The organism is Streptomyces sp. NPDC024017 (assembly GCF_040638895.1).
Classification (GTDB): domain Bacteria; phylum Actinomycetota; class Actinomycetes; order Streptomycetales; family Streptomycetaceae; genus Streptomyces.
Window position 1 is genome coordinate 1 of sequence record NZ_JBEZYZ010000017.1, and the last position, 20331, is coordinate 20331.

The 20331-nt window shown below is 70.0% G+C and carries 21 protein-coding genes; 9 read left to right on the forward strand and 12 right to left on the reverse strand.

From position 1 onward, the window contains the following. Positions 1-169 precede the first annotated feature (169 nt). Positions 170-523 (forward strand): hypothetical protein, encoded by a 354-nt coding sequence (locus AB0G20_RS35045; protein WP_361309652.1) that lies wholly within the window; start codon positions 170-172, stop codon positions 521-523. A 65-nt stretch (positions 524-588) separates the two neighbouring features. Here the strand turns inward: AB0G20_RS35045 and AB0G20_RS35050 are convergent, their stop codons facing one another. The 10 genes from AB0G20_RS35050 to AB0G20_RS35095 form a co-directional block, all read right to left on the reverse strand. Beyond that, positions 589-819 (reverse strand): hypothetical protein, encoded by a 231-nt coding sequence (locus AB0G20_RS35050; RefSeq protein ID WP_361309655.1) that lies wholly within the window; start codon positions 817-819, stop codon positions 589-591. 305 nt (positions 820-1124) lie between these two features. Further along, positions 1125-1601: a pilus assembly protein TadG-related protein gene (locus tag AB0G20_RS35055; RefSeq protein ID WP_361309960.1), complete on the reverse strand. Its 477-nt coding sequence runs from the start codon at positions 1599-1601 to the stop codon at positions 1125-1127. 8 nt (positions 1602-1609) lie between these two features. Then, a complete protein-coding gene (locus tag AB0G20_RS35060) occupies positions 1610-2038 on the reverse strand; it encodes a TadE/TadG family type IV pilus assembly protein (RefSeq protein ID WP_361309658.1) in 429 nt (142 codons plus the stop codon). Between the two features lies 1 nt (position 2039). After that, positions 2040-2501 (reverse strand): TadE family protein, encoded by a 462-nt coding sequence (locus tag AB0G20_RS35065; protein WP_361309661.1) that lies wholly within the window; start codon positions 2499-2501, stop codon positions 2040-2042. Between the two features lie 29 nt (positions 2502-2530). After that, the gene (locus AB0G20_RS35070) at positions 2531-2782 is read right to left on the reverse strand and encodes a hypothetical protein (RefSeq protein WP_010041603.1); all 252 of its coding nucleotides are present in this window, start codon (positions 2780-2782) and stop codon (positions 2531-2533) included. Positions 2783-2857: 75 nt separating this feature from the next. Then, positions 2858-3781, reverse strand: a complete 924-nt coding sequence (locus AB0G20_RS35075; protein WP_361309664.1) for a type II secretion system F family protein — start codon at positions 3779-3781, stop codon at positions 2858-2860. Further along, positions 3781-4731, reverse strand: a complete 951-nt coding sequence (locus AB0G20_RS35080) for a type II secretion system F family protein (RefSeq protein ID WP_361309963.1) — start codon at positions 4729-4731, stop codon at positions 3781-3783. The genes AB0G20_RS35075 and AB0G20_RS35080 overlap by 1 nt, the downstream gene beginning before the upstream one ends. A gap of 46 nt (positions 4732-4777) precedes the next feature. After that, positions 4778-6085: an ATPase, T2SS/T4P/T4SS family gene (locus tag AB0G20_RS35085; protein WP_361309667.1), complete on the reverse strand. Its 1308-nt coding sequence runs from the start codon at positions 6083-6085 to the stop codon at positions 4778-4780. Next, positions 6082-6954, reverse strand: a complete 873-nt coding sequence (locus AB0G20_RS35090) for a hypothetical protein (RefSeq protein ID WP_361309670.1) — start codon at positions 6952-6954, stop codon at positions 6082-6084. Before AB0G20_RS35090 ends, AB0G20_RS35085 begins: the two co-directional genes overlap by 4 nt. 17 nt (positions 6955-6971) lie before the next feature. Continuing rightward, the gene (locus tag AB0G20_RS35095) at positions 6972-7703 is read right to left on the reverse strand and encodes a hypothetical protein (RefSeq protein ID WP_361309673.1); all 732 of its coding nucleotides are present in this window, start codon (positions 7701-7703) and stop codon (positions 6972-6974) included. Positions 7704-8154: 451 nt separating this feature from the next. Here AB0G20_RS35095 and AB0G20_RS35100 point away from each other — a divergent pair, with 451 nt between their 5' ends. The 3 genes from AB0G20_RS35100 to AB0G20_RS35110 all read left to right on the forward strand — a co-directional run bounded on the left by AB0G20_RS35100 (position 8155) and on the right by AB0G20_RS35110 (position 12298). Beyond that, entirely contained in the window at positions 8155-8871 is a 717-nt protein-coding gene (locus AB0G20_RS35100; RefSeq protein ID WP_361309676.1) for a hypothetical protein, read from the forward strand. 156 nt (positions 8872-9027) lie between these two features. Continuing rightward, positions 9028-11067 carry a hypothetical protein gene (locus AB0G20_RS35105; protein WP_361309679.1) on the forward strand — a complete coding sequence of 680 codons (2040 nt, stop codon included), beginning with the start codon at positions 9028-9030 and terminating at the stop codon, positions 11065-11067. Then, on the forward strand, positions 11057-12298 hold the full coding sequence (locus AB0G20_RS35110; RefSeq protein ID WP_361309682.1) for a hypothetical protein: 1242 nt from the start codon (positions 11057-11059) through the stop codon (positions 12296-12298). Before AB0G20_RS35105 ends, AB0G20_RS35110 begins: the two co-directional genes overlap by 11 nt. On the opposite strand, the gene AB0G20_RS35115 is transcribed toward AB0G20_RS35110, so the two are convergent. Both AB0G20_RS35115 and AB0G20_RS35120 read right to left on the reverse strand, forming a co-directional pair. Beyond that, positions 12299-13357 (reverse strand): LCP family protein, encoded by a 1059-nt coding sequence (locus AB0G20_RS35115; protein WP_361309684.1) that lies wholly within the window; start codon positions 13355-13357, stop codon positions 12299-12301. It lies immediately after the preceding gene. 139 nt (positions 13358-13496) lie between these two features. After that, the gene (locus tag AB0G20_RS35120; RefSeq protein WP_361309965.1) at positions 13497-15602 is read right to left on the reverse strand and encodes a glycosyltransferase; all 2106 of its coding nucleotides are present in this window, start codon (positions 15600-15602) and stop codon (positions 13497-13499) included. Positions 15603-15810: 208 nt separating this feature from the next. Between AB0G20_RS35120 and AB0G20_RS35125 the strand changes: the two genes are divergently transcribed. From AB0G20_RS35125 to AB0G20_RS35145, 5 genes are all read left to right on the forward strand, one after another. Continuing rightward, positions 15811-16719, forward strand: a complete 909-nt coding sequence (locus AB0G20_RS35125) for a hypothetical protein (RefSeq protein ID WP_361309687.1) — start codon at positions 15811-15813, stop codon at positions 16717-16719. Positions 16720-16894: 175 nt separating this feature from the next. Next, on the forward strand, positions 16895-17563 hold the full coding sequence (locus AB0G20_RS35130) for a hypothetical protein (RefSeq protein ID WP_361309689.1): 669 nt from the start codon (positions 16895-16897) through the stop codon (positions 17561-17563). Positions 17564-17604: 41 nt separating this feature from the next. After that, positions 17605-18645, forward strand: a complete 1041-nt coding sequence (locus tag AB0G20_RS35135) for a hypothetical protein (RefSeq protein WP_361309692.1) — start codon at positions 17605-17607, stop codon at positions 18643-18645. Between the two features lie 40 nt (positions 18646-18685). Further along, positions 18686-18985, forward strand: coding sequence for a hypothetical protein (locus AB0G20_RS35140; RefSeq protein ID WP_361309695.1), 300 nt, complete (start codon positions 18686-18688; stop codon positions 18983-18985). Continuing rightward, positions 18982-20331 (forward strand): hypothetical protein, encoded by a 1350-nt coding sequence (locus AB0G20_RS35145; RefSeq protein WP_361309698.1) that lies wholly within the window; start codon positions 18982-18984, stop codon positions 20329-20331. Before AB0G20_RS35140 ends, AB0G20_RS35145 begins: the two co-directional genes overlap by 4 nt.

Genomic DNA, 20331 nt, shown 5'->3' on the forward strand with positions numbered 1-20331 from the left:
GCCAGTCCGTCGGCCTGTGCCCCGCCATACCGCAACCCCCGTCACGTGCACATCTACGTCAACAACCGTATGCACACGTGAACTTACAAGGCACAACCGTTCGACGGAAAGATCGGACCGGGGTACGGTTCTTCCGAGATCCGAGTGTCGGACGTTGGGGGGCTGCCGGATGGGCAAGGGCAAGAGCGACCTCGCGCTCCCGCTGACGGAGCTGGAGAGCTACGGGCGCCGGCTTCGCTCCATCAAGACCCGTCTTAATCACACCAAGAAGCTCTTCGAGTCCTACAAGGACGACATCGGCGACGGCAGTGTCAATGACGCGCTCGATGATTTCGAGTCCAACTGGGAGGACGGGCGCGAGGACATCACCCAGCAGCTGGATGCGCTGGCGAGTATGTCCGATGCCGTCGTTCGCGAGTTCAAGAAGCTCGACGACGAACTCGCCAAGAAGGTGAACGACGCCATGAAGACCGAGGACAAGCGCGGCGGAAAAGGGAGCAAGGGGGACGGCGGGGGTAAGTGAGCCCGTCTGCCGACGAACGGAAAGGCCCCGGATCCGAGGATCCGGGGCCTTTCGTGTGCGCTGCTTCAGGAAGCGACGGCAGCGTTGAGGTGCAGGTCCGCCGCGATGCCCTGGGGCGAGACGGCGAGGCCCACGCCGCCACCCACGCCGGTGGTGATGCCGGCGGCCGTGGTCTCGACGTAGAGACCGGCCGCGGCGCCGGCACCCGCTGCGGCACCGCCCGCCTGGCCGCCGGCGATGGTGTCCAGCTCGGCGTCGGACATCTGGGCGGTCTCGATCTGCGGGGTGAAGGCCATGGAGGGTGGTTCCCTTCGTTCAATAATTCGAAATGCCTGAGTGCGATCGATCAAAGCACGTCGGGAGAAGGGGCGGCCAGTCAGTGCTCAGCCTGTGGATATGGATGTGAGTGGTTTTCGGGGCTCGAATTCACGGGTGTGACCATTCGGTCGCCGACGCTCCCGTGGTCTTCACATCTTCTGCCGCTTCGCGGTACAGGAATGCGGTCCGCGTCGCTGGAATGGGGCCGGGCTCTGTTCCTGCCCTGCTCCGTCACGACCTCACAGTGAACGGTGTGCAGATTCGCCGAATGTTCCGGATCGGCTCAGCCGACCTCGTTCTGCGCCACCGCCTGCCCGTGGACCACCACGTCGCCGCCGTAGAACATGCCCGTGAAGACCGGGGAGTACGTGAGCTGTACCTCGACCTCGACCTGCTCGGCGTTCGCCGCCACGCAGTGGGTCGCGCCGATGTCCGCGCCCGTCATGTCCATCTCGCGGGCGAAGGCCTTCACGCGGGCGTTGCAGTTCTCGAAGTTGATGGGTGCCGGGCCGCCCTCGTTCTCGTAGAGGGCGTCGCGGTCGATGTCCTGGGCGGCGTAGCGGGCGGCCTGTTCGGCGATGTCGGCGGCGCGTTCCCGCTTGGAGATGGACAGGCCGCCGTCGATGACGAACGCGGAGAGGGAGAGGAAGACGAGCGTGAAGATGATGACCGCGCCGGCACCCGAGCCACGGTCGTCCAGGTGAGCCACGCGCGTGGTCCACCAGGAACGCCGGTTCGGCGCTACGGCACCGGCCCGCAGGAGTCGTCTCACACCGACCTCCGGAACGGGTCGAGCGGGGAGCTGAAGCTCGCCGTGAGGGTCGTCGGGACGTCGAGGCCCAGCATGGCCAGGCCCCGCACCTGGCAGCTCACCTCGACCGTGAAGATGGTGTCCGGTTCGAAGCCCTGGCTGGTCTGCTCGACGGACACCGGGCCCGAGCAGACGTCCGCCAGGTTCGCCTCCGCGGCCTTCTTGGCCTCGGCCATGGCCGTGGCGTGGTCCTTCTGGATCGAACCGGCGCGGGCCGCGTCCCGGGCCGCGCCGTCGAGCGCTCCGCGGCCGTCCACGAGCTGGCCGAAGGCCACCAGGACCAGGATGAAGAGGATCATGACCGGCGCGAGGATCACGACCTCGACGGTGGACAGGCCGCTGTCGTCCGCAGACCGGCGGCCCTCCTGAACCGAGGGGACGGACATGTCAGTTCCCCTCTTCCTGCACGAACCGCTCCACCGGCCCCACCGACTGCGCATGGACCGTCAGATCAAGCCCGGGAAACACCGTCGGTACCCTCGCCGCGATCTCCACGCCCACCGTGTTCTGCTCCGGCTGCACCATCGTCACGTCCGGGGAGAGGACCAGCTGCGGGCCCAACTGCTGGATGTAGCTGTCCACCACGTCCCGCGCCTCGCCCCGCCACGCGCCGGGCTGTTCGTCGGCCGTGGCACGGGCCTTGCGGGCTCCGGCCTGGGCCGCCGCCTGGGCCACGTGATCCGCGAAGAAGTACAGGGCGAACTGCACGGTCGCGAAGATCATGAAGAAGAGGACCGGGGTGAGCAGCACGAACTCGATCGCGGTCATGCCTGAGTCGCCGCGGGTGGCCGCCCGTTTCCGTGCGGCCCGCACCCAGCGGCGTGCCCGTCTGCTGACGTCTGCCGGCATCCCCGTGAACCCCGTTGCTCCTGAGACGATCAGCAGGTCTTGCCCGCGTCCGCACCCTTGATGCAGTCGCCGACCTTGTTGGCGCCCTCGCTCAGCGCGGCGTTGATGATGGCGGCCACGACACCGACGATCGCCACGACGACCGCGGAGATGATGACCCACTCGACCGCGGAGGCACCGCGGTCCAGCTCGCCGGAGCGGGCACGCTCGGTGCGGGCCTGGAGGAAGGTGACGAGGAAGTCCACGGCAGGGATGCCGGTGTGGAAGTTGCGTCCGTTCATGACGTCTTGTCCTTTCGAAATCGGTTCACGGAGGTTCTGGAGTTTGTGAAGGTCGCTGCAAGGCTCATGCACGGCTCACTGCACCTGGAACACCCGCATCGCCGCCGGAAAGATCAGGAACACCAGGAACCCGGCGCACAGCAGCAGCTGCGCCACGAGCATCGACTGGGACTTCTCGCCCGCGCTGCCCTCGATCTCGGCGAGTTCACGGTGCCGCATGGTCTCGGCGCGGGAGGCGAGGGACTCGCGGACCTTGGCGCCGTCGTCCGCGACCAGGGCCAGGGAGGCGGAGAGGTCCTTGAGTTCCTCGACGCCGATCTCCTCGCCGAGCGCGCCGAGGGCCTGCCACTGGCTGACGCCGGTGATGCGGGCGTCGGACAGGGCGTTGCGAATGCGCTGGTTGGCCCAGCCGTCGGAGATCTCGGCCGCCGCCATGAGCGCCTCGGGCAGACCGCGTCCGCCGGCGAGGCTCATCGACACCAGGTCGAGGTAGGCGCCGATCACGCGGCGCAGGTCGCGCCGCTTCTCGGCCGCGTCCCGCCGTACTTCGAGGTCGGGCAGGAAGAAGAAGACGACCGCGAAGAGCAGGGCCAGCCAGACCGGGATGATCGGGCTCCTGCCGAAGCCCAGCGTGTAGACAATGGCGAACAGGAACGGGCCGAAGAACAGGCCGGCCACGCCCAGCAGCACCTTCGTCGCCAGGAACTTCTCCCAGCTGCGGTCCAGCACCGCCAGGTCCGCGCGCAGCGAGCGCTGCTCCCAGCCCTGCTGGAGGTAGAACTCCGAGACGCGCAGGCCGACTTCGGCCCGCAGCGCGCCCAGGCGTCCCTTCTCGCGCTCGGCCCGCGCGGACTCGTAGGCCGAGCCGCGGGCCCGCATCGCGTCGATCCGCGCGACCTGTGAGATCGCGCTGCGCTTGCTGGGCATGAGGGCGCGGACGAGGGCGTAGATGCCCAGGCCGATGACGGCGCCGACGACGAGCGGCATCGTGAGGTCCATCAGCGTGCCCCCTCTTCCTGCGGCAGCCGCTGCTGGGACTGCGCCCCAGACGGCGTCCTGGGACGGACGAACTGGACGGAGGCCTCGTCGCGGACCAGGAAGCGCTCGGGCGTCTCGATGGTGGACAGCTTGCGCAGCCACCAGAAGCCGAGCGCGAACAGGCCGCAGACACAGGCCAGGACGAGCTGGCCGACGGCCGTTCCGTACGGCTCCACGAAGTCGCGGTTGAAGATCGACAGGCCGAGGACGAAGGCGATGGAGACCGCGACGACGATCTGCACGGACCTGCGGGTCGACGCGCGCTGGGCCATGACCCGCTGGCGCATGTCGACCTCCTCGCGGGCCGACTTGGCCAGGGCGCCGAGGACCTGGCGCAGACCCGGGCCGCGCAGGCGGGCGTTGAGGATGAGGGCCGCGACGATGATGTCGGCGGAGGCGTCGTCGATCTCGTCGGCGAGCTGCTGGAGCGCCTCGGGCAGCGGGGTGCGGGCGCGCAGCCGGTCGACGAGGGCGTCGAGGTGGGGCCGCAGGACGGGGGCCGCGGCGCGGGCGGAGGCCGGGATGGCCTGCTCCAGGCCCACGGCGCCGGCGATGGTGTCGCGCAGGGACTCCGTCCAGGAGGCCAGGGCCTCCACGCGGCGCATGGCGGCCCGTTCCTCACCGGCACCGCCGAACAGGCGGTCCCAGAAGAAGACGAGGACGCCGGCCGCGATGCCCGCGACGGCCCAGCGGGTGAGGACGAGGACGACCAGGCCGACGATGGCGGCGAGCGAGCCGCGCTGGCCGGCGAAGCGGATCAGTTCGCTCGCCCGCTCGGCGGCCTTCTGCTTCTCGTGTTCGGGCTTGGCGGGCAGCCCGCGGACGGCGATGAGGAGGAGGGCGAGACCGCCGCCGACGGCGACGCCGCTCCCTATCGAGTACAGGACGGTGGTGGAGAACAGGCCGCCCATGGAGCCGAGCGAGCCGATTGCCGCGAGATTCGTGTTCATCCCCGGCTCACCCCCAGGTCCCGGACGGCCGGTAGCCGTGTGCCATCAGTTCCTCCAGGCAGGCTATGGGGGCGTGCGGCACGATCCGGCCGTCGGGAGCCTCCGCGAACACCTCGCTGGACAGCACCCGTCCGTCGACGCCGTTGACCTCGCGGACGGAGGTGACCATGCGCTGGAGGCGGCCGCCGTTGCCGTAGTTGTTGCGCCGCTGGATGAAGACGACGAAGTTGACCGCGCCCGCGATCAGCATCTGGCTGGCCTCGATGGGCAGCCGTTCCGTGGCCTGCAGCGCGTAGGTGGAAATACGGTTGAAGACCTCGTGCGAGCTGTTGGCGTGGATCGTGGACAGGGAGCCGTCGTTGCCCTGCGACATGGCGTTGAGCATGGTGACGATCTCGTCGCCGAGGACCTCACCGACGATGACGCGGGAGGGGTTCATACGCAGCGAGCGTCGTACCAGCTCCGCCATCGAGATGGTGCCCTGGCCCTCGGAGTTGGGCAGGCGCTCCTCGAAGGCGACGACGTTGGGGTGCAGGTCGGGGAAGGTGTCGAGGCCGAGCTCCAGGGCCCGTTCGACGGTGATGAGGCGCTCGTGCGGCGGGATCTCGTTGGCGAGGGCCCGAAGAAGCGTGGTCTTACCGGCGTTGGTGGCGCCGGCGATCATGATGTTCTTGCGGGCGCGGACCGCGCAGGCCATGAAGTGGGCGACCTCGGGTGACAGCGTGCCGTTGCCGACGAGGTCGGAGATGAACACCTTGCCCATGCGCGCCCGGCGGATGGACAGCGCGGGGCGCCGGGTGACGTCCATGACGGCCGACAGTCGCGAACCGTCGGGCAGGCGCAGGTCGAGCTGCGGGTTGGCGGAGTCGAAGGGACGCGAGGACAGACCCGAGTAGGCGCCCAGCACCTGGATGAGCTCGATGAGCTCCTCGTCGGTCTCGGCGACCGGGTCGCCCTGCACCTCGCGGCCGTCGGCGTACCCGACGAACACCTGGTCGCAGCCGTTGATGTCGATGTTCTCGACCTCGGGGTTGTCCAGCAGCGGCTGGAGCCGGCCGACGCCGAACAGCGCGGCGTGCACGGCGGCCGCGTACTGCTCCTCGGTCTCGGCGTCCAGCGGCGTACGGCCCGCGTTGATCTCGGCGCGGGCGTACTCCTCCAGGATCTGGGCTATGACGGCACGGGCGTACTGCCGTTCGTCCTCCGTGGACATCGGAGTGACGTTGTTGACCTGGTCCTGTCGGCGCTGCTCGGCGATGCGGTCGCCGGCGTCCTGGCGGAACCGCTTGACCAACTGGTGGTCGACAGCGGTCATGCGCCGGCCCCCGCGTGGCCCTGCATCTGGCCCGGGGCGTGGTGGGCCTGGTTGGCCTGGGCGGAGGCGGCCCAGGCGGCGCCGTACTGCTGGTAGAGGTCGCCGGCGACCTTGCGGGCCGAGCGGATCAGCAGCGACTTGTCGAGGCGGCCTCGCTTGCGGCCGGCCAGCTGGTCGGCGCCGGCCGGGTCGTCGGCGATGGTGCCGACCACGCGGGCGCCGGTCTGGGCGTGCACGAGCATGTCGTTGACCTGCGAGGCGAGCTTGCCGGCCGTGCCGGTGTCGGCGATCAGGACGACGCCGATCATCGGGGTGCCGAGGCTCGCGGCGCCACGCGGTCCGCCGTGCAGCTTGCCCGCGAGGGCGGCGGCGCGGTCGCGGACGCGGGCGATGGCCTCCGGCTCGGTGCGCGAGATGAGCAGCACGAGCGCGGCGTGCGGGAACAGCTCCACGGCGGGGGTGTCCCCGCTGATGCGTCCGCAGTCGGCGATGACGTCGGCGGCGGCGTTCGGGGAGTCGGCGAGGGAGTTGAAGGCGTGCCCGAGGGTGGGCCACAGCCCCGCGAGTCCGGCGGCCTGCTCGGCGATCCCGAGTCCGACGAGGACCTCCAGCCCGCCGCTCAGCGGCTGGACGTGGTCCCAGAGCTGGTCGGGCGCGAGGCCGCGCCGTGCGGTCGCGGCGATGGACAGCATGCCGGTGTTGGGGTTGAGCGGTCCGCCGTGCGCGGCGGCACTGCGGTAGACGAGGTCACCGCCCGCCGGGTCCGCCTCGGCGAGCAGGACACGCCGCGGCCAGACCGCCGCGAGTGCGACGGCCGCGGTGGTGACGCCGGGGGAACCCTTGTCGGCGGCGAGAGCGATGAGCGCCATGGGTCGAGTGCCGCCTTCTAGTTGCCGGAGTTACCGGGGACCTTGACGAGAGCGACCTCGCCGTTGGAGGCGGCCTGGGCCAGGTCGGCGGCCTTGTCGCTGTCGACCGTCAGGGTGACCGCCAGGTTGGTGCTGCTGACGATTTCATCGCCGCTGTCCTTCGGGCCCGGGACGTAGTCGACGCGGGCACTGTCGACGATGACGGAGTTGCTGGACGCCGACGACGAGGAGGAGTTGCTGTTGGACGAGCCGGTGGCGGTGCTGACGCGGTAGGCCGCGACGGTGTCGCCCTGCTTGATGCCGGTCGGGTACTGGCCGGCCTTGAGGGACAGGCCCACGGTGGCCTTGCCGGCGGCGACACCCGCTTCGCTGCCGAACATCTCGCCGACCGCGACGACTCCGGCGGGGATGGCGTTGACGGCCTCCAGCTTCTTCAGATCGTTCAGCTGGGTCCACTCGACGTAGTGGATGCTGTCGTCCTTGGCGACCATCACGGAGGTCGTGTTCGACGTGTTGACGGAGCCGCCCGCGGGGATGGCCTGCGTCACCTTGACGACCTCGATGCGGTCACCGGCCTGGAGCACGAGCATGGTCGCGCCCAGCGCACCCACCAGGATCAGCAGCACCGCGAGCGCGGCCAGTGCCGGTTTGCGCTCGCGAGGCGGTGTGGGAAGCCGGTCACCGACCGACGGCTGAGCCGGAGCGGCGGATCGACCGGCGCCCGCCCCCGTACGCTCTTGGATCTTCACGCAACCGCTCCCCGTACACCCAAGAAGATGTCTGTCAATTTGCCTTCAAAATTGGACACTTCACCCGCGCCTGTCCGCACGCACAAGCATGGGACGGGCCGAACGTACCCGCCCGACCTGGGCGAATAGCCAGCACCGGGGGTGAGCGTCAAGCCATCGCACCGTATCAGCCGCACATAAGCCCCTCAAGGCGCGTCCGGCGTCACGCATCCCACCGCACGCGCCGTTATCCATCTGCAACTTCAGTGCTGGACAAACCCGTTGATGGCGGCACGGGGACAGGTCATTTGCTGTGCGGGAGCGAATCCGGCACGGGCGGACGACGGGTGGACAGACGTCCGGCGACCGAGGCCTTCGTCACGTACCGGCCATGAGGCCCACACCATTCACTCACGTGATACCGGAATCACCGTGCCATGATCTTCGCTTTGCCCCCCACGAGGAGTGCCCCATGAAGCGAGCCGTGCTCGCCGTCTCCACCCTGTCCCTGCTGTCCCTCACCGCGTGCGGCGGCAGCGCCGACTCGGACGCGACGACCGGGGAGCCGCGGCCCACCGCGACCCGGGCGAAGCAGGTGACACCGGACGAGCGGCTCGCGAAGCTCATGATCACGAAGGCGGACGTGCCGGGGCTGGACGTGAAGTCCACCTCCAGGGACGAGGGGGACGACAAGTACGTCTTCGCCAAGTCCCCGGACGATGTGACGGTCGACAAGCCTGCCTGCGCCCCGTTGGCCTACACGCTGAACCAGTTGCCCATCGGCGGGCCGCAGGGCGACCTGACCCACTATGTCCCGGAGGGCAACAAGTTCACGTACATCACGCTCACGACGTACGCGCCCGGCAAGGCCGAGGCCGCGTTCGCCGGGCTGGCCAAGAGCGTCGACTCGTGCGGAAGTGGCTTCACGGCGAAGGCGAACGGCACGACGACGTACGACTCCGTCACCGCCGAGGAGCCGGTGGCGAAGGCCGGTGACGAGTCACTCGCCTTCCGCTCCACGATGCCCTTCCAGGGCATCACCCACACCATGCACGCCCAGGCCGTCCGCAAGGACGATGTCATCGCCGTCTACGTGTCCGTGGACGGCATGGCCATGGTCCAGGACAGGCCGGGCGACGCGAAGCTCCCCGCGGCGGTGGTGAAGGCACAGAACGCGAAGCTGGGCTGAAGCCACCGGCACCAGTCCTCGCCCTGCCCGTCCGGCGCCCTGCGCACCCAGCCGACAGGCGAGGCCGCAACCGGCCGACCTGTAGCACTCGCGAAGCCTTGAGTAGAGTGCCGCGCGGACATCGATCGGACCGCGGGGGGCTCACCGGTGAGAGCAGTGACGACGAACGACGCCTGCGCAGCAGGGATATGGGCACGGAGGGACGGCCGCACCCGCGTCCTCCGGCTGCTCTTCGCCATCTGCTCGCTGGCGGCTCTCTTCGCAACCGCCACCCCGGCCGACGCCGCGGACTCCCCCACCCAGGCCGCCTACCTCGCCGACCGCCTCCGCGAGAACCCGGTCTACGTCACCGACCAACTCCCCCGCGAGGTCCCGCGGTCCACCGCCCCCGACTTCGCCAGGCTCGCGAAGAAGACCGGGGTCCCGACCTACGTCCTGGTCCTGCCCATGCAGAGCGGCACGGACGGCGAGCAGCTGCTCGGCGCGGTGCACGACCGGCTCGGGCGCGAGGGGCTGTACGTCCTGATCGAGGGGACGGATGTCGCGGCGGCCACGGCCTACGGGGTCCGTGCCCCGGCTGACGCCGCCGTCACCGTCACTCTGTACGAACTGGCCTCCGACGCAGGCCCCTTGCTCAGTTTCGAGCACTTCGTCGACGTCATCGCGCAGGGCGGGGATCAAGCCACCGCCCGCGCCGAGGCCGCTCGCGAGACGTACCGGGACGACGAGCCCGCCGAGATGTACATCGGCCCGTCCGACCGCCGCAACCAGTCGTTCCTCACGGGGAGCCTGCTGACCGGCGTACCGCTGCTGATCGTGCTGACGGCCGGGTTCGTACGCCGCAGCCGTCGGCGTGCCGGGGCCGAGCGGCGCGTCCCCCGGTGGGTCGTGCCCGGCGCTGCCGTCCTCACCGCGGCGGCGATCGCCCTCACCGCTCCCGTCGTCTTCGACCAGACCAAGTCGAGCGCGGCGCAGCCGCCCACCCCGGCCGACCTGTCCGCCCGGGTGGAACGCGTCGCGGCGGGTCTGAAGCAGGACCCGGTGTACGCCGACCCGGAGAGCCCCCGCGTCCTCGGCTCCCGCCAACTGGACCGGCTGCACGAGCGGATCCGGGACTTCCGGCGTTCCGACGGCGGCGGCCCGGTGTACGTCTCCCTCGTGCCGCAGACGCCGGAGAGCGAGTCGGCCGGCGACGCCGGGCTGTTCACCGCGGCGGTGCACGCCAAGGTGGGCGAGGACGGGGTGTACGTGGTCGCCGACCCGGACGACGGCACGATCGACGTCTACAACCACGGGCTGCGCCTGGACTCCAACCGCCTGTCCTTCGACCTGCCGGACTCCGTCACCTTCGGTGACAGCAAGGCGGACGAGGCCGACGACCACCTCCTCGGCGAACGCCTCGACGCGCTGATGACCTTCCTCGACAAGACCCCGCGCACCGACCGGCCGCAGTCCGAGTCCGCCCCGGCCGCCGCCCCGAGGGCCGCGGACGAGAACACCCTCCCGCCCCTGTTCGCCACCGACTTCTGGCCCGGCCTGTTCGTGGGCGCCTTCGCGGCCCTCCTGCTGGCCGGTGTGGTGGCCGGGCTGACGTGGGGTGCCGGCGGCCTGCTGCGGTGGCGCTCTCCCGCCCCCGAGCCGGCCCACCGCCTGCCCCTCACGGCCCCGACCGAGCCGTCGGCGTCCTACCTCCGGCGTACCGCCTACGCGGAACTCAGCACACTGGCACGGGGGTTCACGAGCGAGGAGGAGCGCGGTCGCGCCTGGGACCACCTCGACGCGGCGATGCTCCTCGTGGACTGCGACCTCGACCGCGCCAGGGATGCGGACACCGACCCGGCGACCCTGGTCGCCGTCATCGTGCTCGCGCGAGCGGGCCGCGCCGCGCTCGCCGGCGACACGACGGACCTGTGCTGCGGCGTCAACCCCCTGCACGGGCCCGGCGTCAGCCGCCACCACGTCCGCGTCTCCGCGGAGGGTGCCGCCCGCCGCCTGCTCCCCGTCTGCGAGTTCTGCCGCAACACCGCCATCGCGGCACCGAGGGACATCCCGGGCGATCTGCTGAAGCTGCCCGACCGGTCCTCCGGCAGCACCCGCCTCCCCTACTACGACGTGACCGACGGCCCCCTGACCGCCGTACCCCACGGAATCGCCCGGCTCATCGACAAGGTGAGGGAGACCGCAGGTGTCCACTGACGTCAAGCGCCTGATCACACTCCTGGTGGCGCTGCTCTGCTCGGCGCTCACCACCACGGCCGCGCGGGCCGCCGACGGCGACGCCCCGAGCGCCGGCGAGCGCATCGCGAACGCCCTGCGCACCTCCCCGGTCTACGTCGACGAGGCCTACGCCGATGCCGTACCGCCGTCCCGGCAGCGGCAACTGGCGGACCGGATCCGCCGCACGGGCCTGCCCATCAAGGTCGTGCTCACGCCCTTCACCAAGGGCGACGCCTTCGACGGCGACTCCGACATCCTGGCGGGGATCGTCCGCGACCGGCTCCCGGACCGGCGCGAGCTCGTCCTCATCACGCCCGACAGCGACTTCCCCGACTCCCTGCGGGGCTACGAGTGGCCCGCCGACACCCACCAGGCCGACAGGGCCGTGGCCGCCACCGGTTTCCTGGACGAAATGCGGGACGCGGGACTGGCGGACCTGACGGCGAAGGCCGTGGACCTGGTGGCGGAGGGCAAGGGCGAGCAGCGCTACGAGGAGGCGATGAGGGACCTGGACCGTTCGGCCTCGCCGGCGAAGTCCGGGTCCAGGTCCAGGTCCAGGTCCGAGTCCGGCTCCGGTTCCGGCTGGACCGGCTGGTGGCCGCTCGTCGGCGTACCGGTCCTCGCCCTGACCGCGCTCGCGACCCGCGCCGTCCTGGTCCGTTCCCGCAAGCCCTCACCGGCCTTCCCCCAACTGGTGTTCGCGACGGCCCGCGCGGCCGACGAGGCGGGGTTGCGGCGCCGGGCGGAGGCGGAGGTACTGGCGCTGGGCGAGGCGACCCAGGCCGCCGACGTGACCACGACACCCGATCTCCAGCAGGCCCTCGACGCCTACGCCGCGGCCGGCAAGGTCCTCGACGAGGCCCGGGGCCTGCCGGACCTGGCGGGCGCCCTGGCCCTGGCGCAGGAGGGCCGCGACGCGCTGACCGGCTCCCCCGGCCTTCCCCTCTGCTTCTTCAACCCCCTGCACGGACGGGCCGCCCTGCGCTCCGGGTGGCGTCCGCTCGGCCGCCGGGACCGGCTCGACGTCGCCGTGTGCGGGGCGTGCGCGGACGCGCTGCGGGACCGCCGCGCCCCAGAGGTGCTCACCGACACGGACGAGAACGGCCGTACGGTGCCCTACTTCGAGATCCCGGCGCGGCGGAGCGCGTGGGCGGCGAGCGGATACGGCTCGCTGATGCCCCCGTCGGCCGGTCTCGCCAGGGCCCGTTGATCAGCCCGGCGGCCGGTCCTCGCGCAGGGCGCTGAACAGGGCGCGGGCCCGCCGGTCGTCCCACTTCACCGCGCTGCCCTTGGAGGTACGCAGGTCCGGGTCGGCCACGGGCACGTTCAACTGCCTGCCCCCACGGCCCGTGGCCTTCCGCAGGGCCTCGAACAGCGCCATGAGGTCGGGCAGTTCGGTGCCCTCGTCGACGATGAGCGTGTCGAGGCCCGCGCTCAGGGTCGGCAACGACTTCGACGGATCGGCGAGGGTGGCCGGGGTGGCGGCCTTGCGGGCGAGGGCGGCGAGGAACCTCTGCTGGTTGCGGGTGCGCCCGAGGTCGCCCCGGGCCTCCTGTTTGCGCTGCCGTACGAAGGCCAGCGCCTCGGCGCCGTCCAGGGTCTGGCAGCCGGCGGGCAGGTCGGCGCCGGAGTCCTCGTCCCGTACGGCCTTGTCCAGGCACAGATCCACGCCGCCGACGGCGTCCACCACGCCCACGAAGCCGGCGAAGCCGATCTCCGCGTAGTGGTCGATGTGCACACCCGTGTTGCGTTCCACGGTCCGTACCAGCAGGTCGGGGCCGCCCAGCGAGAACGCGGCGTTCAGCTTGTCCGGCGCCGCCCGGTAGCTGCGGCCGGTGCCGGGGTCGACGTAGGGCGGGAGGGTCACCCAGGAGTCGCGCGGCAGGCTGAGCATCGTGGTGCCGTTCGCGCCGGTGTGCAGCAGGATCACCGAGTCGGTGCGGCGGCCCTCGGCCGAGCCGGTGCTGAGGTCCTTCCGGTCCTGCTCCGACAGTCCCTCGCGGCTGTCGGAGCCGACGACCAGGTAGTTGGTGCCCTCTCCGGCCGGCACCCGGGCGCCGAGTGCGCCGAGGTCGACCTGCTGGTTGAGCCGGGTGTCGGCCCAGACGTACGTACCGACGCCGCCGAGCACCAGCACGGACGACAGGACGGCAGCCGTACGCAGGTACCTCCGGCCCCTCCCCGCCCGGCGCCGCGGGTTCCTGCTGCCGCGTCCGCCACGGGGGTCCGGGCCGCTGTCGTAGCGGCCGGGGGCGGCGGGCGAGGGCATGCCGGGCAGCGGGGCGGTGCGGGTCGAGGGGGGTGGGGCGAGGGGCCCCCTCCGTGGGGTCCACTCCGGCGGGGGTTCTCCCGGACGGTCGGTCCAGTCGCTCATCGACGCCTCGAAGGTGCTGTGGGGGGCTCTGGGGTCAGCGCATCGGCACACTCCTGTACGGAACGGGCCCACCGATCTGTTCAGCGGCCGTCCCGGACCGCTTCATCCGCTGCCACCGCAGCCGGCTGCCGAGCAGCAGCGCGACCAGCGACTGGATGACGACGAGATACATCAACTGCCGGTAGACGACGATCTGGAACGGCATCGACCACAGGGCCCGCACCGGCTCGCCGTCGAGTCTCAGCGCGTAGCCGGAGCAGACGATCTGCACGCCGAGGAACGTGAACCAGACCGCGGCCGACTCCCACGGATCGCGGAACAGCACGCCGTAGAGGGCGTAGACGTCGATGACCGGCGCGAGCAGCGGCAACGCGACCTGGAACAGCGCGAGATACGTCAGCCCGCGCCGCCCGAACCGCCCGGCGGGCCCGGTGGCCACGAGAGCGCCCCGGTGCTTCCACATCGCCTGCAGCGTGCCGTAGCACCACCGGTACCGCTGCCGCCACAACTGCCGCACGCTGGTGGGCACTTCGGTCCAGGCGACGGCGGACTCCTCGTACAGCACCCGCCAGCCGGACCGCCACAGGGCCATCGTCAGGTCGGTGTCCTCGGCGAGGGTGTCCTCGCTGACCCCGCCGACGCCGATCACCGCGTCCCGGCGGAACGCCCCGATGGCACCCGGCACGGTCGGCATGCACTCCAGCACTTCGAACATGCGCCGGTCGAGGTTGAACCCGAAGACGTACTCCAGGTGCTGCCATCTGGCCAGCAGGCTGCGCCGGTTGCCGACCTTGGTGTTGCCGCTGACGGCGCCCACGGCGGGGTGCGCGAGCGGCTGCACGATCCGCTCGACGGCGTCGGGCTCGAAGACGGTGTCGGCGTCGACCATCACGACGATGTCGTAACGGGCGTGCGCCAGCCCGGTGTTGAGGGCGGCGGCCTTACCGGCGTTGGCCTGCCGTACGACCTCCACCCGCGCGTCCCCCATGTTCTCGGCGATGTCGGCGGTCCGGTCGCTGGACCCGTCGTCGATCACGATGACCTGGAGCTGCCGGTGGGTGGAGTCGAGCAGCGACCGCAGGGTCGACCCGATCCCGGCCTCCTCGTTGTACGCCGGGACGAGCACGGTCACCGGCCCGGACGTCTCCCGCATCCAGGGCGCACCGGTCCGGAACCGCTCCAGCCGCCGCACGTGGGCGCGCGCGAACAGCGCGAGCAGCAACAGCCGCAGGACGCCGAGCCCACCGGCGACACCGAGGATCCAGATCATGGCGGTGGAGAAGACCTGCCCGAGGCCGGTGACGCGGATCAGCCCCTGCCCCAGCCACCGCTCGACGAGGGACGGAGCGGCGTACGGCACGAGGCCGAGCCCGTCGGACACGGTCGTGAACCGGTCGACGGTCCGGTTCTTCAGCAGCCTGCGCGCCTCCTGATACGCGCTCTCCGTCTGGCTGAGCTGCCGGACGATTCCCTGCGCGGGCCTGCGCGAGCCCTTGTCGGCGGCGACGAGCACGTACCCGTACCCGGCGGCCCGCCGCGCGGCCTGCCACTCGCGTCCGCACAGGGTGTCCGGGGTGGTGGTGCGCGGCATCCGCAGCAGATTCGCCCGTCGGCCGGTGGCCCCGGCCAGGGCGCTCTGGGTCATCTCGAGCTCGGCCCGGAAACGGGGCGCGGAGGACTCCCCCAGGACGGCCCCGGTATAGGTGTTGGACCCGATCTCATGCCCCTCGGCGCGGATCCGCCGGATCAACTCCGGGTACCGGGCGGCCCGGGCGCCGTGCACGAAGAACGTCGCCCGCGCGTTGTTGCTGCGCAGCAGGTCGAGAAGCCGGGGTGTCCACACGGGGTCGGGCCCCCCGTCGAAGGTGAGCGCGACGGTCCGGGCGGGCATCGACCCGGTCCGTATCCCGTCCCGGTTGATCCCGATCACGGGCCCGCCGCGGGCGACGGCGTCGGGTACGGGAGCCGTACAGGGCGACCGCGCTTTGGCGGCGTCGACCTCGTGCTGGGTCCAGCCTTCGAAGATCAACAGCGCGAAGACGAGGGGGAGGGTGAGGGCGAGCAGGAGCCAGTGGGCTCGGGGGTCGCGGGACTGTTTGTGGCGGGCGCGGGCCCGGGCCTTGGACGTGGCGGGGGTCAGGGGGAGTCACCGCCTCCGGGCTCCGGCCATCGTTCGGGGGCGGCGTCTTCCGCGGGGTGTCTTCTTCCCGCGCTGTGATGGGACGTGGTGGAGGCCATGGGCATCGAATGCGCGTTGGTGCTGCGGGAGTTACGCATGGGGCGGGAGTGTAGTTTCGGAGGCTCGGCCGGACGGCCGGAACGGCGAGCTTCACAGGAGAGAACCGCGGATGGCCCCGGCGACGGACACACGGGGCGGGCGGCGAGCCAAGATCGCACGGATCACGGCGGGCACGACGGCGGGAGTGGCCTCCCTGGTCCTGGCACTGCTGCTGCCGACGCCACCGGAACTCCTGGACGGGATCCGGGCCGAGGACCGCGCCTCCGAGGCCTTCGTCTTCGCCTGGGCCCTGCTCGCCCTCCCCGTAGCCGGCCTGCTCCACACCCCACTGGCCCTGGCACGCCGGGCCCGGATCGGCACGGGCTGGGCGCTGATCGCCGCGTACTGGCTGTACGTCGTCCTGATGGCGGCGCTGGCCTGGCAGGTGCAGGGCTTGTTCCCCGCCCACGATGCCCCCGGCAAGAACGGAGGCCTGTTCGGCGCGGCGATCCTGCTGGTGATCGGCACGCCGGTGTTCGCGGTCGGCTCGGGCGCTGTGTTCCGTAAGGACGGGAACGGAGAGGAAGGGAACGGAGCCACCACCCCGCTCCGAGACCATGTCACGGCGGTCACGATCCTCTGCTGCACCCTGACGGGCCTGGTCGCGGGTCTGACGTCCGGCTACCACTTCGCCCTGCCCCGCAACGGCTACCCGGCCATGTTCCTGCCGGGCGGGGCCCTTTGGGGCCTCCTGGCAGGCGCTTCCCTCGGCATGCTCATCGGCTCACGGCTCACCCACCGCGCGGACAGCAGCCGCAGGATGATCGACGACGCGAAGACCTTCGCCCGCACGTCGACGGCCATGCTGGCGTGCTGCCTGTGTGTCTCCCAACTGGGCTGGTTCCTGCCGACGTGGGCGGTGGTACTGGTCGGGATCCCGGCACCGTTCGCGTTGTTCGTGGTGGCGGGGCGCGATGAAGGGCGACTGGGGCGGTGGGTGCAGCTGAGGCAGATCGAGCTGCCGAAGGGGGCGCTGTGACGCAGGACACCGCACTAGCGAATCGCGGCCCGGCGACACCACGCCACCCGGACCGGAGAGCCCTATACATCCGGCATTGCCCGTGTTCTCAGGGAAGTTCGCGCTGGTGAAACCGGAAACCTCACCGGTACCGTCAGTGCTCATAACGAACTTCTGTCTCTCACGGGGAGTCACTGTGAAGCGCCGCTCATTGCCCGTTGCCGCCGCTCTGGCGACGGCAGCACTGCTGTTGACGGCCTGCGGTAGCGGGGATGACAAGTCCGGCGACAACGACAAGATCGCCGGCGCCGGCCAGGGAGCGGAGACGCCGAAGGAGTCGGCATCGCCCTCGGGAGCACCGGCAGGGGACAAGCCGGACGGCGTGGACGTGTCCCTGCCCAGCGACATGGACCTGGTCTTCGACTGGGACAAGCCGAAGGACAAGAACGAGGCGGCTGCGATGGAGGATGCCGCGAACTTCCTCCGGGCCATTTATCGGGGCGTCGACAAGCGCACGACCAAGGACGCGGCCGTGACCGCCTACGCGACCGGCGATGGGTTGCACTACGCCGAGGTGCAGATCAACGAATGGATCAAGGGCGGCTGGACCGCACAAGGCACCCGCCGCCACTACGACGCCACCACCCGATCCGCCCCGAACGGTAAGTCCGTCGAGGTCGCCTTCTGTGCGGACACCGGGAAGTTCTACGGCAAAGAGGTCAAGACGGGGAAGGTCCTGAAGACCAAGCCAAGCCTCAAGGACTTCGGCTACTACAAGGTCGTCATGGTCAAGTTCCCGACGGGCAAGGGCCTGTGGCAGGCGTCCAAGGTGTTCGTCGAGACGGAAGCGGAGAAGTGCCAGTGAGCCGGTCGCACCTTAGAGTCCTCGGCACCAGCACTGCTGCCTTGACCCTTACGGTCGGTGCGCTCATCCTCTCGGCGCCCAACGCCGCCGCGGAACCCGTGGACTTCGGCAAGGGAAGCGACAAGAAGGAGGCGGGCGGCAGCGACGACACCGGCATCTACGCCGCCGCGCGCATCCAGTACTCCGGAGCGGTAGCCAAGGGCGGCGGCACCGGCAACGTGACCTCCTCGGACGTCAACTGGACGCCCCCGCCTTGCTGGTACGCCCCTTACCTCGGTGCCAAGGACTTCAAGAAGAAGATGTCCAAGGACATCGAGGACAAGAAGAACACACCCGGCATGGCCGGGACCGCGGGTGCGGCGATCGGCGAGATGGAGCGCCACTACGAGGACGAGTACGGCTGGACCGGAACTCCCGGCTACAAGGACTACAACGTCGAGAACGACGGCAAGGGGATGTTCTGGGCCGGGGTCGAGAACCCCGACGAGCCGGACTACCTCAAGCGAACCTCGTGCACCGACCTCCCCTTCTGGGTCGAGAACGGTGAGGCTCCGCCGCCCCAGTACGAAGAGGCCATCTCTCCGGAGATACTCGCCGCTCTGGCCTACCAGCACATGCAGCTTCCCGACACGAAGGTCACCCTCGCTCCCGAGGCCAACACCAAGGTGAACCTGCCGACCTGGGCATGGCTCGACAAGGCCGTCTTCGACGAGGTCCAGGCCACGGCTGCTCTCAACGTCCCCGGCTTCAACATCCAGGCCACCACCACCGCCAGGCCGGTGTCCCTCAAGCTGGAGCCGGGCACCAAGGACGCCGAGACCTACCCGGCCTCCGGCGAGTGCGTCATCAACGCCGACAAGTCCATCGGCGAGCCGTACGCCAAGGGCAAGGCCGACCAGGACCCGCCCTGTGGCATCAAGTACCTCCGCTCGTCCGGCGACGGCACGTACAAGCTCCAGGCCACCATCACGTGGGAGATCGACTGGACCGGCACGGGCGGCGCCGGCGGCGACCTCCCGAACGGCACCTTCGGCAACACCCAGGACGTCACCGTCCAGGAAATCCAGTCCGTCAACCGGTGAACCGACAGCAGCGAGCACACATACGGGGGAAGGGTCATCCATGAGCGACTCGGACCTGACGGTCGACTACGACTTCCTCGCTGACTGCGAGCGCAAGCTCGGGCAGCTCAAGAAGACCTTCGAGGACATCGAGAACCGTCGCGACGACATGGACAAGCACTGGGGCTCCGGTGAGATGGCCGACGTGATGAAGGACTTCGTCGACAACTGGGACGACTACCGCACCCGGCTCGTCGAGTCGCTCGAATCGGTCGGCCAACTCGTCGCCGGCACCAAGAAGGCGTTCGTGAGCCTGGACGAGGAGTTGGCCAAGCAGAACAAGAAGAAGCAGAAGAAGTGACACCGACATCCAAGCGCCGTCCGGTCGACTGGCAGCCGCTCTGTGACTCCGACCCCGTGCCCGGTGACCCGGAGGAGATCCGCGCCGAGGTCAAGCACATGGTCTCGGTCGCCGAGAAACTCCGGGAACAGGCCAAGAACCTCAAGGCGATCAGCGACGAGGACACTCTCAAGGGCAAGTACGTCAAACGCCTGCGCGAGGAGTCCGGCACGCTGGAGAAGCACATGCGGGAGGTGGCCGGCCGGTACGAGCGCGTGCACGGCCATCTGACCAAGTGGTCGAACGAGCTGGAGGACTTCCAGTCGGACGCCGACAAGGTCCTGCAGCAGGCGAAGGAGAAGCAAGGCGAGATCGAGGCGGAGAAGAAGAAGGAAGCCGCCTCCGCCGACAAGGACACCCCCCGGCCCTCCGTCAGCGGTACCGACCACGATCCTCTCCAGTCGTACCGGAACCGGTTGAACGAGATCACCGGAGACCGGGACACCCGCGCCAATCACCATGCCGGGAAGATCCGCGACGAGATCGAGGACGTGATCGAGGACTCGCCGTGGGACAACTTCAAGGGCTGGATCCACGACAATGCCGACCTGATCAAGGCTTTCATAGACGTTCTCGGCTGGATCGCAACGTTTGCGGGCTTTCTGGCACTCGCCATTCCCGGCTTGAACGCGCTCGTCCTCGGCATCGCGCTGCTCACGATCGGACTCAGACTCCTGCTGGTGGCATCCGGCGACGCCACCTGGACGGATGTCATCTTCGACGTCGTGGGTGGGCTGCTCGTTGTGGGCGGCCTCCGAGCCGCCTCTAAGCTTGCCAGCGGCGCGAAGGCCACCGTGGGTGCCGCTCAGGCCGCCCGGACCGCCGGCCTGAGCCGAGGGCTCAGGGGCGTCAAGGGCATCATGGACGACATGGGGCGGCTGATGTCCAAAATGCCGGAAGGGGCGGGACGGCAGGTAGTCGGTGCGGCCCGTAACGGCATACGCAAGTCCATCTCCCAGAACGTGGGCCTAGTAGCCAAGGGACCTCTGCAGGTCAGCCCGTTGTCGACGCTTTTGCACCTCGGCGACAAGGAGATGGCCGGCATGGCAAAGATGCTGCAGGCTAACAAGGCTGCCTTCCCAGAGGCCGCGGCCGCCGCGGCGGACAAGGCGTACAAGTCTTATCAGGTGGGCCTCGGCATCGCCTGGACCGGCATGGGAATGGACGTCATGGACAAGACGCTGGGAAAGAGCGACATGACAAGCTGGACACACGAAAACCTCGGAACCGGCGAAAAGCCGTACAACCAGGGGTATTCCGACTGGAAGGACAACACCCTCAAGCCCGCCCCCGACACCCACTGGTGA

Excerpts from the sequence above, each read along its gene's own strand:
- AB0G20_RS35045 (WP_361309652.1), top strand. The coding sequence starts at position 170 with ATGGGCAAGGGCAAGAGCGACCTCGCGCTCCCGCTGACGGAGCTGGAG.
- AB0G20_RS35050 (WP_361309655.1), bottom strand. The coding sequence starts at position 819 with ATGGCCTTCACCCCGCAGATCGAGACCGCCCAGATGTCCGACGCCGAG.
- AB0G20_RS35060 (WP_361309658.1), bottom strand. The coding sequence starts at position 2,038 with ATGTCCGTCCCCTCGGTTCAGGAGGGCCGCCGGTCTGCGGACGACAGC.
- AB0G20_RS35065 (WP_361309661.1), bottom strand. The coding sequence starts at position 2,501 with ATGCCGGCAGACGTCAGCAGACGGGCACGCCGCTGGGTGCGGGCCGCA.
- AB0G20_RS35070 (WP_010041603.1), bottom strand. The coding sequence starts at position 2,782 with ATGAACGGACGCAACTTCCACACCGGCATCCCTGCCGTGGACTTCCTC.
- AB0G20_RS35075 (WP_361309664.1), bottom strand. The coding sequence starts at position 3,781 with ATGGACCTCACGATGCCGCTCGTCGTCGGCGCCGTCATCGGCCTGGGC.
- AB0G20_RS35080 (WP_361309963.1), bottom strand. The coding sequence starts at position 4,731 with ATGGGCGGCCTGTTCTCCACCACCGTCCTGTACTCGATAGGGAGCGGC.
- AB0G20_RS35085 (WP_361309667.1), bottom strand. The coding sequence starts at position 6,085 with ATGACCGCTGTCGACCACCAGTTGGTCAAGCGGTTCCGCCAGGACGCC.
- AB0G20_RS35090 (WP_361309670.1), bottom strand. The coding sequence starts at position 6,954 with ATGGCGCTCATCGCTCTCGCCGCCGACAAGGGTTCCCCCGGCGTCACC.
- AB0G20_RS35100 (WP_361309676.1), top strand. The coding sequence starts at position 8,155 with ATGAAGCGAGCCGTGCTCGCCGTCTCCACCCTGTCCCTGCTGTCCCTC.
- AB0G20_RS35115 (WP_361309684.1), bottom strand. The coding sequence starts at position 13,357 with ATGCCCTCGCCCGCCGCCCCCGGCCGCTACGACAGCGGCCCGGACCCC.
- AB0G20_RS35125 (WP_361309687.1), top strand. The coding sequence starts at position 15,811 with ATGGCCCCGGCGACGGACACACGGGGCGGGCGGCGAGCCAAGATCGCA.
- AB0G20_RS35140 (WP_361309695.1), top strand. The coding sequence starts at position 18,686 with ATGAGCGACTCGGACCTGACGGTCGACTACGACTTCCTCGCTGACTGC.